This is a genomic window from Nocardia otitidiscaviarum NBRC 14405 (genome assembly GCF_000308635.1).
GTDB lineage: Bacteria > Actinomycetota > Actinomycetes > Mycobacteriales > Mycobacteriaceae > Nocardia > Nocardia otitidiscaviarum.
The window spans coordinates 1-14,965 of record NZ_BAGD01000265.1 but is presented as its reverse complement, the minus strand read 5'-3'; the positions used below and the strand labels follow the sequence as shown (position 1 = coordinate 14,965).

Here is a 14,965-nt window from a genome sequence, read left to right as displayed (position 1 = left end):
AACCGATCTGATCGATTGTCCAGCGAGGCAACTTTTCCAGCCTAACCACCTAACCCCTCGGAGTCAAGTACCAGTTTTGGACTGGAGTGTTCACGTCAGGCGCTCCTCGTCCAACCTCGTTCTCCGATCCCGTATTCCCTGCTCTGAGCTGGGGTTTCGGTCCCGGTCGGTGTCCGTGTCGCTCTGACCTGGAATAAGTTACGTGGCGGAAAACGGAACGTCAAATCGCCTGGTCGCGAAGGTGTTTACGCAGGTCGTGAAGCCCCGAAACGACAAGATCGCCGGGTTGGGCCACGAGTTTGTGACCCAGCTCTCGGCGATCTCTTCCGCGCATAACGGAGAAGGGGGCGGGACCGTGTCCCACCCCCTTCGTTCAGCCCGCTCGACGAACTCCCGCGAAGTTCTTCTTGCCGCGCCGCAGCACCAGCCAGCGTCCATGCAGGTAGTCGCCCTCCGCGGGCGTCCACTCCAGATCGGACACACGCTCGTTGTTCACCGACGCTCCGCCCTCGTTGACCGCGCGCCGCGCCGCGCCGCGGCTCTCGCACAGACCGGAGGCGACCAGCAGGTCCACGATGGTGGCGGTGCCGTCGGCCTCGGCGACCTTGCCCTCGACCGCTGCCTCGGTCAGCGCCGCGGCCAGCGTGGACTCGTCGAGTTCACGCAGTTCGCCGCGACCGAACAGGGCCTGGCTGGCGAGCTGGACCGCGCGCGTGTGCTCCTCACCGTGCACCAGCGTGGTCATCTCCGCGGCCAGGCGACGCTGCGCCTCGCGGGCGTGCGGGCGCTCGACCGTGGCCTGCTCCAGCTCGTCCAGCTCCTCCTTGGTGAGGAAGGTGAACCAGCGCAGGTAGCGCACCACATCGGCGTCGGCGGTGTTCACGAAGTACTGGTACCAGGCGTACGGGCTGGTCATCTCCGGATCCAGCCACAGGCTGCCACCGCCGGTCGACTTGCCGAACTTCTTGCCGTCGGCCGAGGTGACCAGCGGGGTGGTCAGGGCATGGACGGATTCGCTGTCCACGCGGCGGTTGAGCTCCACGCCCGCGATGATGTTGCCCCACTGATCGGAGCCGCCGACCTGCAGGCGACAGCCGTAGTTGCGGCGCAGCTGCACGAAGTCGTTGGCCTGCAGCAGCATGTAGCTGAACTCGGTGTAGGACATGCCGTCGGATTCGAGCCGCCGCTTGACGGTATCGCGGGCCAGCATGACGTTGATCGAGAAGTGTTTGCCGATATCGCGCAGGAAGGCGACGGCGCTCAGCGGGCCGGTCCAGTCCATGTTGTTGGCGATGATGGCACCGGTGGGCGAATCGTCGAGATCGACGAAGCGCTCCAGCTGGGAGCGGATGCGGCCGGCCCACTCGGCCACGGTGTCGGTGGAGTTCATGGTGCGCTCGCCGACATCGCGGGGGTCGCCGATCAGCCCGGTGGCACCGCCCGCCAGCACGATCGGGCGGTGCCCGGCCTGCTGGAAGCGCTTCAGGGTCAGCAGCGGGACCAGGTGCCCGGCGTGCAGGGAGGCCGCGGTCGGGTCGAATCCGGCATAGAGGGTCAGCGGGCCCTTCGCCAGGTCCGCACGCAGGGCGTCCAGGTCGGTGGACTGTGCGATCAGTCCGCGCCAGGTCAGTTCATCGATGATGTCGCCGCTCACGTCACCCCATCTTTCCGCACGGATACCGGAGACCTGCGCAGAGGTCTGCCATTCGGGAATCGGCCCCGGGCGTGCGCATGCGCGCCGGGTCTGCCGCCGAGTGTGCGCGACGGCGGCCGGGACGGCCAGCGAGTTTCCGGGGTGTACCCGCCAGGAGACGGAACCGTTCGGTTCCCGAGCTAGTCGACGAAGGCCGCCGCGAGAGCGGTCAGATGAGCGCGGCTGGCGGTGGCGGCGGCCGTCGCATCGCGGGCTCGAATGGCTTCCACCAGTTCTTCATGGGCACGGTTGTCGGCGCGAGCGTCGGCCACCGGCCGGATGCGCAGCATCTCGACCATGGCCCGGCGCAGTCGCGGCACGAAGGCGTCGAACAACTGGGTCAGGATGTCGTTGTGGGCGGCGGTGACGACCGTGCGGTGGAAGTCGGTGTCGGCGTCCACGAGCCGTTCGGCCGTGGCCCCGGCTTCGGCGCGGGCGCTCAGTGTCCGCCACAGCGCGCGGAGGTCGGCGGGGGTGCGTCGGCTCGCGGCCAGGGCGGCGGCCTCGGTTTCGATGGCGATGCGCGCCTCGATGACGGTGACGATGTCGGCGCGGCGCAGCACGGTGTCCCAATCCTCGGTCACATCCAGCGCGGTGACGAAAACGCCCGCGCCCTGGCGGCTTTCGAGGACGCCGCGGCCGGAGAGCTCGCGAATCGCTTCGCGCAGGGTGGAGCGCCCCACTCCGAGCTGCGCGGCCAGGGTGGTTTCCCCGGGCAGTTTGTGTCCGAGCGCCCACCGACCCGCGCGGATGTGACTCAGCAACACCTCGGCAGCCTGTGCGGCGAGGGGATGCCGCTGTACCTGCGACACGGGTATCCCACCTCTCTACTTGTCTGAGGAGTTATCGGGCTCTAGTGTAGGCCGCATGCATACGGGTGCCCTGCTTCTCCTTCGCCGCCGCGGCGGGGTCTGATCGACCGGCACCCCGCTCGCGGGTCGCTGTGCCGTGCCGGTCGTCTCACCGACGCGAAGGAAGTACAGCACATGCCCACTCCCCCGATCTGGAACCGCCAGCAGCCCTCGGCCATGCCGTCGCACCGGTATCGCGATGTGTATCAGCGTGTTTCGGTTCCACTGACCGATCGGCACTGGCCGTCGAACCGCCTCACCGCCGCCCCGCTGTGGGTGCCGGTCGATCTGCGCGACGGCAATCAGGCACTGGCCGAGCCCATGGATCCGGCACGCAAACGCCGATTCTTCGAACTGCTGATCACCATGGGCTACAAGGAGATCGAGGTCGGCTACCCGAGTGCCTCCCGCACCGATTTCGAATTCGTGCGTCTGCTCGCCGACCAGGCGGTGGCCCCGGCGGATGTCACCATCGTCGTGTTCACCCCGGCGCGGCGCGACCTCATCGAGCACACGATGGAGTCGATTCGCGGCATACCCAATCAGGTTGTCGTCCACATGTATACCGCCACCGCGCCGACCTGGCGCGATGTGGTCCTGGGCAGCTCGCGTACGGAGTTGGCGGACAGGATCGTCGCGGGCGGGCGCGACATCCTGGAACTGGCCGACGCCATGCCGAATGTGCGATTCCAGTTCTCCCCCGAGGTCTTCATGCTGACGGAACCGGATTTCGCGCTGGAGGTGTGCGACCGGATGACCACGCTGTGGGACGCCGGCCCGCAGCGGCCGGTCACCGTCAATCTGCCCGCGACGGTGGAGGTGGCGACGCCGAATGTGTACGCCGACCAGATCGAGTACATGCACCGGAATCTGGCGCGCCGCGACGGGGTGATCCTGTCGGTGCATCCGCACAACGACCGCGGTACCGGTGTGGCCTGCGCGGAGTTGGCGGTACTGGCCGGGGCGCAGCGGGTGGAGGGCTGCGTATTCGGCAACGGCGAACGCACGGGCAATGTGGATCTGGCGACGCTGGCGCTGAATCTGCATGCGCAGGGCGTGGATCCGATGATCGACTTCTCCGATATCGACGCGGTCCGCCGCACAGTGGAGTACTGCACGCGGATACCGGTGCACGAACGGCACCCGTACGCCGGGGATCTGGTGTACACGGCCTTCTCCGGAACCCATCAGGACGCGATTCGGAAGGGCTTCGCCGCACATCGCGAGCGGGCCGCGCGGCTCGGCAGCTCGGAGCGCGATATCGCCTGGGAGGTACCGTATCTGCCGATCGATCCGGCCGATGTGGGGCGGTCCTACGACGCGGTCATCCGGGTCAACTCGCAATCGGGCAAGGGCGGGATCGCCTATCTGCTGCACACCGGATACGGGCTGGAACCGCCGCGCCGGTTGCAGATCGATTTCGCGAGACATGTGCAGCGGCACAGCGACGACAGTGGGGCCGAGGTGTCGGCGCAACAGCTGTGGGAGCTGTTCACGCGGGTGTATGTCGAGGTGTCGCCGCCGGGACCGGACGCGGAAGTGCTGTCGGAATCACGCCAGCACATCGATCGCGGCACCGAGTCGGTGACGGTCACCTACCGGGAGTACCGGACCGCGGCCGGGGTGCGGTGGGTGGTGCGGATGGCCCCGGCTCGGGAAGCGGCCGTCTCAGGCTCCGGCATCACCGGATGAGGTGTCGCCGAGTCGCCGCTCCAGGTCGGCGACGCGGCTCTCCAGTGCCGTGATCCGCTGTCGCAGTTCCCGTTCGGCGGGCGGCGGCAGCTCGCGGGGGGCGGGTCCGGCGCCGCCGAAGTGCGCGAGTACCGCCTTGCGCACCCGGTCGGCGTCGGCACCCTCCGCGACGAGGATCTGCGCGGCGACGCCCTCCCCCTCCCGGACGAGGGCGAGCAGCAGGTGTTCGGGGGCGATGGTGCTGTGGCGCAGCAGCAATGCCTCGCGCAGCGACAGCTCCAGCACCTTCTTGGCGCGCGGTGTGAAGGGAATGTGGCCGCTGGGCTCGCCCTCGGAGGTGCCGATCATGGTCGCGACGCGTTCGCGCAGGGCGGAAAGTTCGATGCCGAGGTCGGCGAGCAGCGCCGCGGTGGTCCCGTCCGGCTCGGCCGTCAGACCGAGCAGGATGTGCTCGGTGCCGATGTAGTTGTGCCCGAGCAGCCGGGCTTCCTCCTGGGACAGCACGATGACGCGGCGGGTGTTGTCACTGAATCGTTCGAACATGGAACCGCCTGTGGGGTGTGGGTTCGATTCCACGGTAGTCCGTGCGTGACCGTATCGGGGGCGAAACCTCTCGGGTTCGGCGCGCGATCAGGCCGGGCGGTCGAGTCGCGGAGCGCGCGGGCTGCGCCGGTAGGCCGAGACCGCCGGGGAGTCGCGCAGCCACAGCCGCCACGGCTGATCGGCGGCGACACTGACACCGACACGCGGGCCGACGCCGATGACGGAGGGGTCGGTGAGTTCCGGACCGAGTTCGAGACGGATCGGCGATGCGGGATCGAAGAGCGGAGTTCCGTAGTCGGCCAAGGCGATTCCGAGCGCGCTGCCGAGATTGCCGGGACCCCGCGCCAGGGCGGCGTCGGTGCGGGCGGCGGGGCGGCGGGCCCGCGCCTGCTCGTGTCCGGCGGTGATCTCACCGGCGCGCAGCAGAACGGCACTGGCCGTGCCGTCGGGACCGGTGGTGACGTTCACGCAGGTGTGCATGCCGTAGCTGAGATAGACGTACAGCATTCCGGCCGGCCCGAACATGATGGTGTTGCGCGGGGTGGGCCCGGGATACGAATGCGCGGCCGGGTCGGGCCACGGTCCGGACGGGTCGCTGCCGTAGGCTTCGACCTCGACCAGGCGCAGTGCCACCGGACCGGACCACAGTGTCGCACCGAGCAGTCGCCGGGCGGCGGACAGGGGTTCCACGGCGAGTTCTGCGGCGCTCACGGGCATCCATTCTTCCCGATGCGTGATCTCGCCGGGTCGCCGCCGCTAGTGATCCCCGCCGGACGGATGGAGACCAGCGAGTTTGTCGGGGTTGACCTGGAAGCGCAGGTGCCGGATGTGCCCGTCGAGGATGTCGAAGGTGATGACGCCCACCGGATGGTCACCGAGCCTGCCGACAATGCTCAGTTCGCCGTTGACGACCACGGTTTCGAGCGTGATGCCGGTGAGTACGGGTTTGGCCAGGACGCCCAGCAGCCAGCGGGCGACGTGGTCGGGTCCGTGCAGCGGTCGGCGCGCGGCGGTGACCTTGCCGCCGCCGTCGTTCCACAGGGTGACCTCCGGGGCCAGCAGTTCCATGAGCGCATTGACATCGCCGCCGCGGCAGGCCGCCAGGAAGCGGTCGGTGACCCGGGAGCGCGCCGCGGTATCGGTGTCGAAGCGGGGGCGGCGGGATCGGACGTGCCCGCGCGCCCGGTGCCCGATCTGGCGGACGGTGGCCTCCGGCCGGTCCAGGAATCCGGCGATCTCGCCGTGCGAGTAGCCGAACACCTCGCGCAGCACGAAGACCGCGCGCTCGACCGGGCTGAGTGTCTCCAGGACCACCAGCATGGCCGTCGATACGCTGTCGGCCGTCTCGGTCTCCTCGGCGGCCGAATCCGGGCCGGTGAGCAGGGGTTCGGGCAGCCACGGGCCGATATAGGTCTCGCGGGTGGCGCGGGCGGAGGTGAGACGGTTCAGCGACAGGTTGGTGACGGTCCGCACCAGGTAGGACTTCGGATGTTCGACCGAATCTCGATCCACCGCATGCCATTTCAACCAGGCGTCCTGGAGGATGTCCTCGGCGTCGGCGACGCTGCCGAGCATCCGGTAGGCGGTGCCGAACAGCAGACGGCGGTGTTCGACGAAGGGGTCGGCGGCCGCCGTGTCGGGTGTCTCGTCCCACATGTCCTCATCCTCACCCGGCGCGCACGCCTCGGGACAGTTTCACCGCGACCGGCAGGCGCTTGCTCATCGTGATGAGCGGGATCGGGCTGCTGCTCACGCTGTCCTTGTAGAACACCGCCGCCCGGCCGCGCAGGTACCAGCGTCCGGGGGTGTCGTCGGCCCGGACGAACTGGATGACCGCGTCCTTGCGGCCCAGGCTGAGCGGCTGGTGGAAGTAGCCGAACCGGAAGTGCCGCAGCGGCTTCGCCCGCAACAACCGGGTGATGGCGTCGGCGGTGTAGGCGGCGGTGGGCATTCCGCTCTGGCAGGTGCCGTGCAGTGTGCCCCAGGGCATGCGGACCGCGGCCGCGTCACCGACGGCGTGGATCTCCGGATGGGAGACCGAGCGCAGGGTGGCGTCGGTGACGATGCGCCCGCGGGCGTCGGTCTCGACGCCCGCGCGTGCGGCCAGCGGCGGAACCCGGACACCGGTGGTCCACAGGGTGAGGTCGGAGCCGACGTGTTCGCCGGTGTCCAGGCATACCGCCTCGGGCAGCACCTTGGTGGCGCGCACGCCCACCCGGCGGACGATGCCGAGCCGGTCCATGGCGCGCTCGAGGTGGGCCCGTGCGCGCTCCCCCATCATCGATCCGGGTCGGCTGTCGGTCACCAGGGTGACGGTGAGCCCGGGGTGGCTTTCCGCGATCTCGGTGGCCGCCTCGATGCCGGTGAGCCCGCCGCCGCAGACGGTCACGGTGCCACCGGTCGCGGCCACCTCCGCGAGGCGCCGGGAGAACCGGTGTGCCCGCCGGGGATCGTCGAGGGTCCACGCGTGTTCGTCGGCACCCGGCACCAGCGCGGTGTCGGTGCTGCTGCCCAGGGCGTAGACGAGGGTGTCGTAGCCGAGGGTGGCGCCGTCGTCGAGGGTGACCGTCCGCGCGGTCGGATCGATGGCGGTCGCGGCGGCCTGCCGGAACACTACGCCGGAGCCGTCGAGCACCGTGGGAATCGAGCGGTGCGCCAATTCCTGTCCGGCGGCGACCTGGTGCATGCGCAGTCGCTCGGTGAAGCGCGCCGACGGGTTGACGAGCGTGATTCGCACCGGCAGCCGTCGTGTGCGCCGCGCCAGTCGGGCGGCGGTGAGCATGCCGGTGTAGCCCGCTCCCAGAATGACGACCTCGTGGATCTTGTCGTGGTTCATATCTGCCTCACATGTACTCGTTCTTCGCTGTCGCCCATGGGACAGGGCAGCCTCCGAGAACGTGACAGTCCGCGATTGTGACCCACATCACTTCACCGGGAAGGCCGTGCGCGGGTGCCGGAGTGACGCGGACCATGGAACATTCGCGCTGGTCACCCTGTTGCACCAGAGCGGTGCCGCGGCACTCGCGGGCGGTGATCGGCGTCCGCGCCGAATCGTTGGAATGAGGTGTGATGGCCGTACAGGTCGAGGTCTGGACCGATATCAACTGCCCGTTCTGCTATCTGGGCAAGCGGCGGTTCGAGGAGGCACTGCACGACTTCCCGCATCGCGACCAGGTACGGGTGGTGCACCGGTCCTTCGAACTGGACCCCACCCTGGACAGGGGGCACAGCGATGCGGTGATTCCGTACATCGCGAAGAAGTACGGCATCAGCGAGGCACAGGCCGCGGCCAATGAGCGAGGTATCGGAACGCAGGCCGAGGCGGTGGGGTTGACCTATCGGACCGAGGGGCGCGATTTCGGCAGCAGCTTCGATATGCACCGGCTGCTGCACTTCGCGCTGGCGCAGGGCCGGCAGGAAGCGCTGCTGGACGCGCTCTACGAGGCCAATTTCGCGGATGCGCGGCCGTTGTTCGGCGATACCGAGCGCCTGGTGTCGGTGGCGGTGGGCGCGGGTTTCGACGAGGACCGGGTACGCGCGGTACTCGCCGACCCGGACGCGTACGCCGAGGCGGTGCGCGCCGATGAGGCCGAGGCTGCCCGGCTGGGTGCGCGCGGCGTGCCGTTCTTCGTCTTCGACCGCACCTACGGCGTATCGGGCGCCCAGCCGCCCGAGGTGTTCGCGCAGGCGCTGGAGCGGGCGTGGAGCGAGCGACAGCCGCGACTCGAGGTGCTGGACGGCGCGGATGCCTGCGGCCCCGACGGATGCGCTGTGCCGCAGCGGGATTGAGTCGCAGAAGCGGGTGATCCGGGTGGGGGCGCGGCCGGCCGCCCCGCATCGGCGACCGACCGCGCGTGCCGCGACGCCCTGCGCGCGGTGGCGTGCGGCGGGACGAGATGCCCGGTGACCCGACACCCCGAAAGTCGTACCGGGCCGACCATAGCCCACCCCGACGCCGGTTAGAAGCTGAAGCGTTTCACTACTTTTGGGGGCTGGACGGCAGATAGCGACTGTGCTCTCCCCCGCGCACGCCGACGATATCGTCGGCGATGACGAAACCGTAGGCGACCAGGATCAGCGCCACGAGCTGCGCCCACGCCACCCACACCGCCCCGACGCCGGCGGTAGCCACCGTGGCCAACGCCGCGATCAACCGCCACCACGGCCGCGGCAGGCCGAGCACCAGCCGAAACGCCCACTGCCCCACGAAGAACAGCGCCACCCCGCCCGACAGCGCCAGCGCCGCCGCGGCGGGCAGCCGCGCACCGCCCTCGCCGATGCTCAATTGCAGTCCGGCGGCGGTCATCACGATGCCGATCACGAGCGGAATCAGCGCGTAACCGTAGGCCAGCACCGCGGCACGGGGCCGTGCGGCCGCGGGCAGCGCACCCAGCACCTGTTCCCCGCGCTCGTCGTCGAACCCGAAGAAGGCCCACCACAGCACATACGCGAGAGTCAGTGCGAGCGCGACCATTCCGGCCAGGCCGAGGGTGAGGTCCAGCCCGGCCAGACCCGAGCCCACCGCGAGAATGGACTCTCCGATCGCGATGATCACGACCAGTCCGTGCCGCTCACAGAAGTGGCTGGCCCGGATCACGAATCCGCTCGTATCGATGAGGTACGGCGTGACGATCTGCACCAGTATCGCCAGCGCCCACAGTGCGTAGCGCGGCCAGCCGTGAATCAGCCCGCCCGCCACCACGAGTCCGGCCGAGAGGCCGTTGAACGCGGCCAAGCGCACCACCGCCGGGGTGACCGAGGCGCCCCCGTTCGAATAGAACAGCCCGGTGTGCACCGTATTCACGAGCAGATAGCCCAGCCCGAAGGCCAGCCCGGAACCGTGGAACGCCTCGGGAACGGCGAGGGCGATGACGAGGAAGCCGAACATGCCCACCATGAGCCAGGTGCGCCGCACCGACGTACTCGGCGCGACCTCGTTGGTGAGCCACACGTACCCGGAGTACATCCACCAGATGACGCCGAACATCAAGGCCACCTGACCGAATTCCACCCAGCCCGGGTGGTGGGTGTAGACGTGCGAGAGCTGGATGATGGTGAAGACGAAGACCAGGTCGAAGAACAGCTCCAGGGTGGAGACGCGGAGCTGTCCGCCGTCGGCGGCTTCGGTGGGATGCGTACTGCTCACCCGGCGAGAGTAGAGCGATCAGCGCGCTGCCGCCCGCTGACCCGCGGGGCATGACGCGCGATTTCAGGGTGGGTTCGGGGGCGATCTCCGGGCTTTGCCGGATGTGGCGTCTACCTGCTGTTTTCTAGCTTCGAGGGATGTCATCGGTACGCAGGTCGCGCATGCGGCGGATACTCGTCGGCGGCGCGGCGGTTCTCGTGGTCATCATCGTCTCGGTCGCGGGCGGATTCGCCTGGGTGTACTCCACGGCGGACATCTCCACCGTCGGCACGGTGGACTTCGACCGCGAACTCGTGATACCACCGCTCGCGCCGTCCCGGGTCGACACCGATGGCACTCGGGTCTTCGAACTCGAGATGCGTTCGGGGCAGCGCGAATTCGAACCGGGCGTGGTCACGCCGACATGGGGGTTCAATGGCGATCATCTCGGTCCGACACTGCGGGCGCGGCGCGGTGAGCAGGTGCGGGTGACCGTGCGCAACTCACTGCCGGAGCGGTCGTCGGTGCATTGGCACGGTATGCACCTGCCGGCGGAGATGGACGGCGGGCCGCATCAGCCGGTGGCGGCCGGGGCGACGTGGACACCGCACTGGCTGGTCGATCAGCCCGCGGCGACGCTCTGGTACCACCCGCATCCGCACGGGGAGACCGAATCCCATGTGCGTCGCGGGCTGGCGGGCATGTTCATTCTCGACGACGACGCAGCCGACGGGTTGGCGCTGCCGCGCGACTACGGGGTGAACGATCTGCCGATCATCGTGCAGGACGTGCGTTTTCGCGGCGGCGAGCTGAACGGGACCCACCAGATGTTCCGGGACGTCGGGTTTCTCGGGGACCGGATCATGGTCAACGGCACGCTGTCGCCGTATCGCGAGGTGGGCGACGAGCTGATCCGGCTGCGTCTGCTCAATGCCTCCACGGCCCGCGTCTACAACTTCGGGTTCGCCGACGACCGGCCGTTCGCGCTGGTCGGCTCCGACGGTGGACTGTTGGAACGACCGGTCGAGCTGAACCGGGTCCAGCTGTCACCGGGTGAGCGGGCCGAGATCGTGGTGCGGATGCGACCCGCCGAACGGGCGGTGCTGCGGGGCTACCCCTTCGACGCCGGGCTGGACTTCTTCGGACAGCGCTTCGCCGGCGGCGACGACCGCTTCGACATCCTCGAGTTGCGGGCCGCCGAAACCCTGCGCCCCGCACCCGGGGTGCCCGAAGCACTGGTGCCCGCGCAGACCCCCGACGGCTCGAATGCCGTGCGGGAGCGCACCTTCGATCTTCAGTTCACCCAGATCAACGGCAGGCCCATGGATATGGATCGGATCGACGAGACCGTCACCCGGGGCACCACCGAGATCTGGACGGTGCGCAATACCGACGGCATGCCGCACAACTTTCATGTGCACGACGTGCAGTTCCGGGTGCTGACGGTGAACGGTTCACCACCGCCCGCAGCCCTGCGCGGGCCGAAGGACACCGTGTACATCGCGCCGGGCGCGACCGTGCGGCTCGCCCTGCGTTTCGACGGGCCCGCCGATCCGGATACGCCCTACATGTACCACTGCCATCTGCTCTGGCACGAGGATCTGGGCATGATGGGGCAGTTCGTGGTGGTCGAACCGGGCGGGTCCGCCGGGACGCCGCCGCGCCACGGTGGACACTGAGCGGTGACCGCTCAGCGGTATTCGGGATTCTCGAAGTCGAAGCGGCAGCCCGCATCCCATTCGCTGCGCTGGTTGCCGTGCGCCGGGAAGCCGCCCGCGTCCACCAGAATGCGGGCCAGGTGCATGAGATTCCACGTCATGAAGGTGGTGTTGCGGTTGGTGAAGTCGTTGTCCGGGCCGCCGGAACCCGGGTCCAGGTAGGACGGTCCGGGCCCGGCTTCGCCGATCCAGCCCGCGTCGGCCTGCGGCGGGATGCTGTAGCCGATGTGCTGGAGGCTGTAGAGCACGTTCATGGCACAGTGTTTGATGCCGTCCTCGTTGCCGGTGATGAGGCAGCCGCCGACCCGCCCGTAGTAGGCGTACTGTCCGGCGTCGTTGAGCACGCTGGAGTTGGCATAGAGCCGCTCGATCACCTGCTTCATGACGGAACTGTTGTCGCCCAACCAGATCGGCCCCGCGAGCACCAGAATATGGGCGTCCATGACCTGCCGTTGCAGGGCGGGCCAGGCGTCGGTCGCCCAGCCGTGCTCGGTCATATCCGGCCAGACGCCGGTGGCGATATCGTGGTCGACGGCGCGGATGTGGGAGACGCTGACGCCGTTCTTCGCCATGATGTGCGCCGACAGGTCGATGATCCCCTGCGTATTGCTGCGTTCCGGGGAGCGTTTCAGCGTGCAGTTGATGAACAGGGCGCGCAGGTCGCTGAAATCGGGCATGGCTGGCTACCTTTCGAGTGTGCCGCGGTTGGGTCGGCTGCGGTGGACGGTGACCGTGGCCAGAGCGACCAGGGTCCAGACGGTGACCAGGGCGAGGGCAAGCCCGAGCAGATAGGGCCGGTCGCGAATGGTGGGATTATCGGCATTGGCGCCGCCGGGTGCGAGTACCGGCACGGCGATGAGCAGCAGGGTGACGGTAGCGACCGCACCACACGCGGCCGGAGCCCAGGCGCGCGGCGGCAGCACTCGACGGCCCGCGGTGCCGATGACCGCGCACAGCGGCGCGAAGACCGCGTCGTGGACGAGAATGCCGCCCGCGAACCAGAATACGATCGAGATCATGTCGGTGCGGCTCATTGCCAGCAGGTCGGTGATGCCCAGCGCCGCCAGCCACAGGCCGAGCAGCACGAGCAGTACGCGGATCGGGGTCACGGCAACTCCTCGATACGGGACAGCCATTTGGTCTGGAGGACGCCGGGGCGATTGGGGGCGATGAGGCGGCACGGGTAGCCGTGGTCGAGATTCAGATCGGCGTCGCCGATGCGGAGGCCGACCAGGGTGTCGGCGGCGACCACGTGCGGGCGCGGCAGCACCGAGGTGCGGTAGATGCCGCTGTCCTCCAGCGAGGTGAATCGCACGCTGCCGCCTCGGTATTCGCCGACCGCGGCGAGCAGGTCGCGCAGGCGCACCCCGGACCAGCGGGCGGTGGCGCTCCAGCCCTCCACACAGGCGATCGGCAGATCGGCGGTGTGCTGCGGCAAGGCCGCCAGTTCCGCCCGGGTGAAGGTGCGACGGCGCTCGCCGACGGCGACGGTGAGGGTGTAGTCGGCGGCGGTGGCGTGTTGCTCCACCCCTGCCTCCACGGCGGTGCGATTGATCGGAACGCCCTGGGGTCCATGGCCGCTGCGCGGGGCGAGGACGGCGATGCGGCGCAGGTACGGCACCGTCTGGCCCGCCGTCGACAGGCCCGCCGCCAGGGCGGCGACAGCGGCGGCACCCAGCAGCGTGCGGCGCGAGATGCCCTGGCCTGCCGGGATTTCGCTGTCGGTGCGACCTCGCAGGGCCGCGCGGATCACCGGCAGTTTCACCGCCAGGTGCACGGCGAGCGCACCGACGGCGATATAGGCCATGGCGTAGTGCGTGGTGGTGAAGAAGAACCGCCACGGATAGTTCTGCGCGGTATTGAACAGTCCGGTGACGAGCTGGAAGATCACCGCACCCACCAGCACCGCGATCGACCCCCGCTCCAGGGCGCGCACCGGATTGCCCAGCAGCGGGCGGGCGAACAGGCGCGGGTACACCGACCAGAGCTTGACCAGCAGCAGCGGAATGGCGACGACACCGGAGACGACGTGGGTGCCCTGGGTGATGCGGTAGAGCCAGACCGGGTACGCGGGCCAGACGAACCACTGCGGCGGATGCTGGATCCAGTGGCTCAGCAGGCCGGTGGCGAAGCAGATGAGTATCGCGGTGCCCAAGGCGATTCCGACGCGCGCGGCCACCTCCGGGCCACGCGCGGGCGACATCCGGCGTGCGATGGCGGCGGGCAGCAGCAGCTGCCTCGGCCCTCCTGCGGGCGTGGTCGAAACCGCCGACGCGGCGCGATCGGTCAGGTCGCCGCTCAGGCTGTGCGGCTCACGGTTCTCGGCGCGATCGGCCCGATCACCGCCCGGGGCCTGCGGATCGCGGTTCTCGACCCGCCCGGCCCGATCGCGGGTCGGGTCGTGTCCGGGTGCCGGATCGTCCGGTGGCTCCGGGGTGGTCATGGGACGAGTTCCGGGTGCGCCGTACGGTGCCGGCGCATGGCCGTGCCGAAGCGGCCGTGTGCGTCGGCGGCGACCTGGAGGGCGTCGGCGTAGGTGTCGACGTCATTGAGTACGGGCAGGTCGTGGACGCGGTAGTGGCTGCGGTGCAGCAGGTCTCGGGTGAGTGCGCCGGTGCGGGCGGTGGACATGGGCACCTCGGCGAGGGCGGGGGCGGCCCACGGGTCGGTCCAGCCCAGCGCCCACCAGCCGCCGTCGGCGGCGGGCCCGAACACCGCGTCGGCGGGACCGGTGAGCCGAGCCGCCGCGCCGGTCAGCAGTTCCGGGGTGACCTGCGGGGTGTCCATGCCGATCTGCACGATCGGCAGGCCGAAGCGAGCGGCGTCGGCGTGGGCGTGGGCCAGGCGCTCGGCGAAGCCGTGGCCGCGCTGCGGCACCACGGTGAAATCGGCCAGCGCGCGACCGATATCGTCGGCCGCCTCGGCCGCCGCCAGGTCGCCCGTCCACGCGACCACCCGGTGCCGGACCGCTGCGGCGCGCATGGCGTCGAGGGTGTCCAGCAGGGCTGCGGCGGCCAGGCGCGCACCCTCGTGCGGTGTCAGGGGCGGGGTGAGGCGGGTTTTGGCGAAGCCAGCGATGGGCGCTTTCGCCACCACGAGCAGGGTCGCGGGCAGCTGCTCGGCCATCGGTGCGGTCATCGGGTTCTGCTGCGGTGTCATCGGACGCTCCAGAAGTCGCGAATGGCTCGTAGGGTGCCGCGCACCGAGCCGGAGACCTTCGAGACGCCGTGGGTTCGGGGGCGGTAGGCGATATCGCGTTCGATGAGTGACCAGCCCGCCCCGGCCGCGGCCACCAGCAGTGCCAGCGGGTAGCCGGAGCGCGGGTGCAGTGGGCCGAGGGCGA

At 69.4% G+C, this 14,965-nt stretch carries 13 protein-coding genes and 2 pseudogenes; 3 read left to right on the top strand and 12 right to left on the bottom strand.

Annotation, left to right across the window (positions count from 1 at the left end; genetic code table 11):
- Positions 1 to 373 precede the first annotated feature (373 nt).
- Both tyrS and ON31_RS29835 read right to left on the bottom strand, forming a co-directional pair.
- Positions 374 to 1,654 carry a tyrosine--tRNA ligase gene (gene tyrS, locus ON31_RS29840; protein WP_039818447.1) on the bottom strand — a complete coding sequence of 427 codons (1,281 nt, stop codon included), beginning with the start codon at positions 1,652 to 1,654 and terminating at the stop codon, positions 374 to 376.
- 179 nt (positions 1,655 to 1,833) lie between these two features.
- Complete coding sequence (locus ON31_RS29835) at positions 1,834 to 2,511, bottom strand: FadR/GntR family transcriptional regulator (protein WP_039818446.1); 678 nt, start codon at positions 2,509 to 2,511, stop codon at positions 1,834 to 1,836.
- 210 nt (positions 2,512 to 2,721) lie between these two features.
- Here ON31_RS29835 and ON31_RS29830 point away from each other — a divergent pair, with 210 nt between their 5' ends.
- Complete coding sequence (locus ON31_RS29830) at positions 2,722 to 4,236, top strand: 2-isopropylmalate synthase (protein WP_081592830.1); 1,515 nt, start codon at positions 2,722 to 2,724, stop codon at positions 4,234 to 4,236.
- Between the two features lie 90 nt (positions 4,237 to 4,326).
- Here the strand turns inward: ON31_RS29830 and ON31_RS29825 are convergent.
- From ON31_RS29825 to ON31_RS29810, 4 genes and pseudogenes are all read right to left on the bottom strand, one after another.
- Positions 4,327 to 4,779, bottom strand: a pseudogene (locus ON31_RS29825) (Clp protease N-terminal domain-containing protein); the annotation flags it as partial.
- A gap of 87 nt (positions 4,780 to 4,866) precedes the next feature.
- Positions 4,867 to 5,496: a DNA-3-methyladenine glycosylase gene (locus tag ON31_RS29820; RefSeq protein WP_029928834.1), complete on the bottom strand. Its 630-nt coding sequence runs from the start codon at positions 5,494 to 5,496 to the stop codon at positions 4,867 to 4,869.
- Between the two features lie 39 nt (positions 5,497 to 5,535).
- A complete protein-coding gene (locus ON31_RS29815; protein WP_039818443.1) occupies positions 5,536 to 6,435 on the bottom strand; it encodes an RNA polymerase sigma-70 factor in 900 nt (299 codons plus the stop codon).
- Between the two features lie 10 nt (positions 6,436 to 6,445).
- Positions 6,446 to 7,615 carry an NAD(P)/FAD-dependent oxidoreductase gene (locus tag ON31_RS29810; protein WP_039818442.1) on the bottom strand — a complete coding sequence of 390 codons (1,170 nt, stop codon included), beginning with the start codon at positions 7,613 to 7,615 and terminating at the stop codon, positions 6,446 to 6,448.
- 233 nt (positions 7,616 to 7,848) lie between these two features.
- Here ON31_RS29810 and ON31_RS29805 point away from each other — a divergent pair, with 233 nt between their 5' ends.
- Positions 7,849 to 8,568 carry a DsbA family oxidoreductase gene (locus tag ON31_RS29805; RefSeq protein ID WP_039818441.1) on the top strand — a complete coding sequence of 240 codons (720 nt, stop codon included), beginning with the start codon at positions 7,849 to 7,851 and terminating at the stop codon, positions 8,566 to 8,568.
- 190 nt (positions 8,569 to 8,758) lie between these two features.
- On the opposite strand, the gene ON31_RS29800 is transcribed toward ON31_RS29805, so the two are convergent.
- On the bottom strand, positions 8,759 to 9,925 hold the full coding sequence (locus ON31_RS29800; RefSeq protein WP_039818440.1) for a low temperature requirement protein A: 1,167 nt from the start codon (positions 9,923 to 9,925) through the stop codon (positions 8,759 to 8,761).
- Between the two features lie 137 nt (positions 9,926 to 10,062).
- Here ON31_RS29800 and ON31_RS29795 point away from each other — a divergent pair, with 137 nt between their 5' ends.
- Positions 10,063 to 11,583: a multicopper oxidase family protein gene (locus ON31_RS29795; RefSeq protein WP_039818439.1), complete on the top strand. Its 1,521-nt coding sequence runs from the start codon at positions 10,063 to 10,065 to the stop codon at positions 11,581 to 11,583.
- A gap of 11 nt (positions 11,584 to 11,594) precedes the next feature.
- On the opposite strand, the gene ON31_RS29790 is transcribed toward ON31_RS29795, so the two are convergent.
- From ON31_RS29790 to ON31_RS29770, 5 genes and pseudogenes are all read right to left on the bottom strand, one after another.
- Entirely contained in the window at positions 11,595 to 12,299 is a 705-nt protein-coding gene (locus ON31_RS29790; protein ID WP_029928839.1) for a flavodoxin family protein, read from the bottom strand.
- Positions 12,300 to 12,305: 6 nt separating this feature from the next.
- On the bottom strand, positions 12,306 to 12,731 hold the full coding sequence (locus ON31_RS36350; RefSeq protein ID WP_039818438.1) for a hypothetical protein: 426 nt from the start codon (positions 12,729 to 12,731) through the stop codon (positions 12,306 to 12,308).
- On the bottom strand, positions 12,728 to 13,825 hold the full coding sequence (locus ON31_RS29780) for a molybdopterin-dependent oxidoreductase (protein WP_039818449.1): 1,098 nt from the start codon (positions 13,823 to 13,825) through the stop codon (positions 12,728 to 12,730). Before ON31_RS29780 ends, ON31_RS36350 begins: the two co-directional genes overlap by 4 nt.
- 236 nt (positions 13,826 to 14,061) lie before the next feature.
- A complete protein-coding gene (locus tag ON31_RS29775) occupies positions 14,062 to 14,781 on the bottom strand; it encodes a TIGR04282 family arsenosugar biosynthesis glycosyltransferase (RefSeq protein WP_370450486.1) in 720 nt (239 codons plus the stop codon).
- Positions 14,778 to 14,965, bottom strand: a pseudogene (locus ON31_RS29770) (glycosyltransferase); the annotation flags it as partial. The gene ON31_RS29775 and the pseudogene ON31_RS29770, both read right to left, overlap by 4 nt.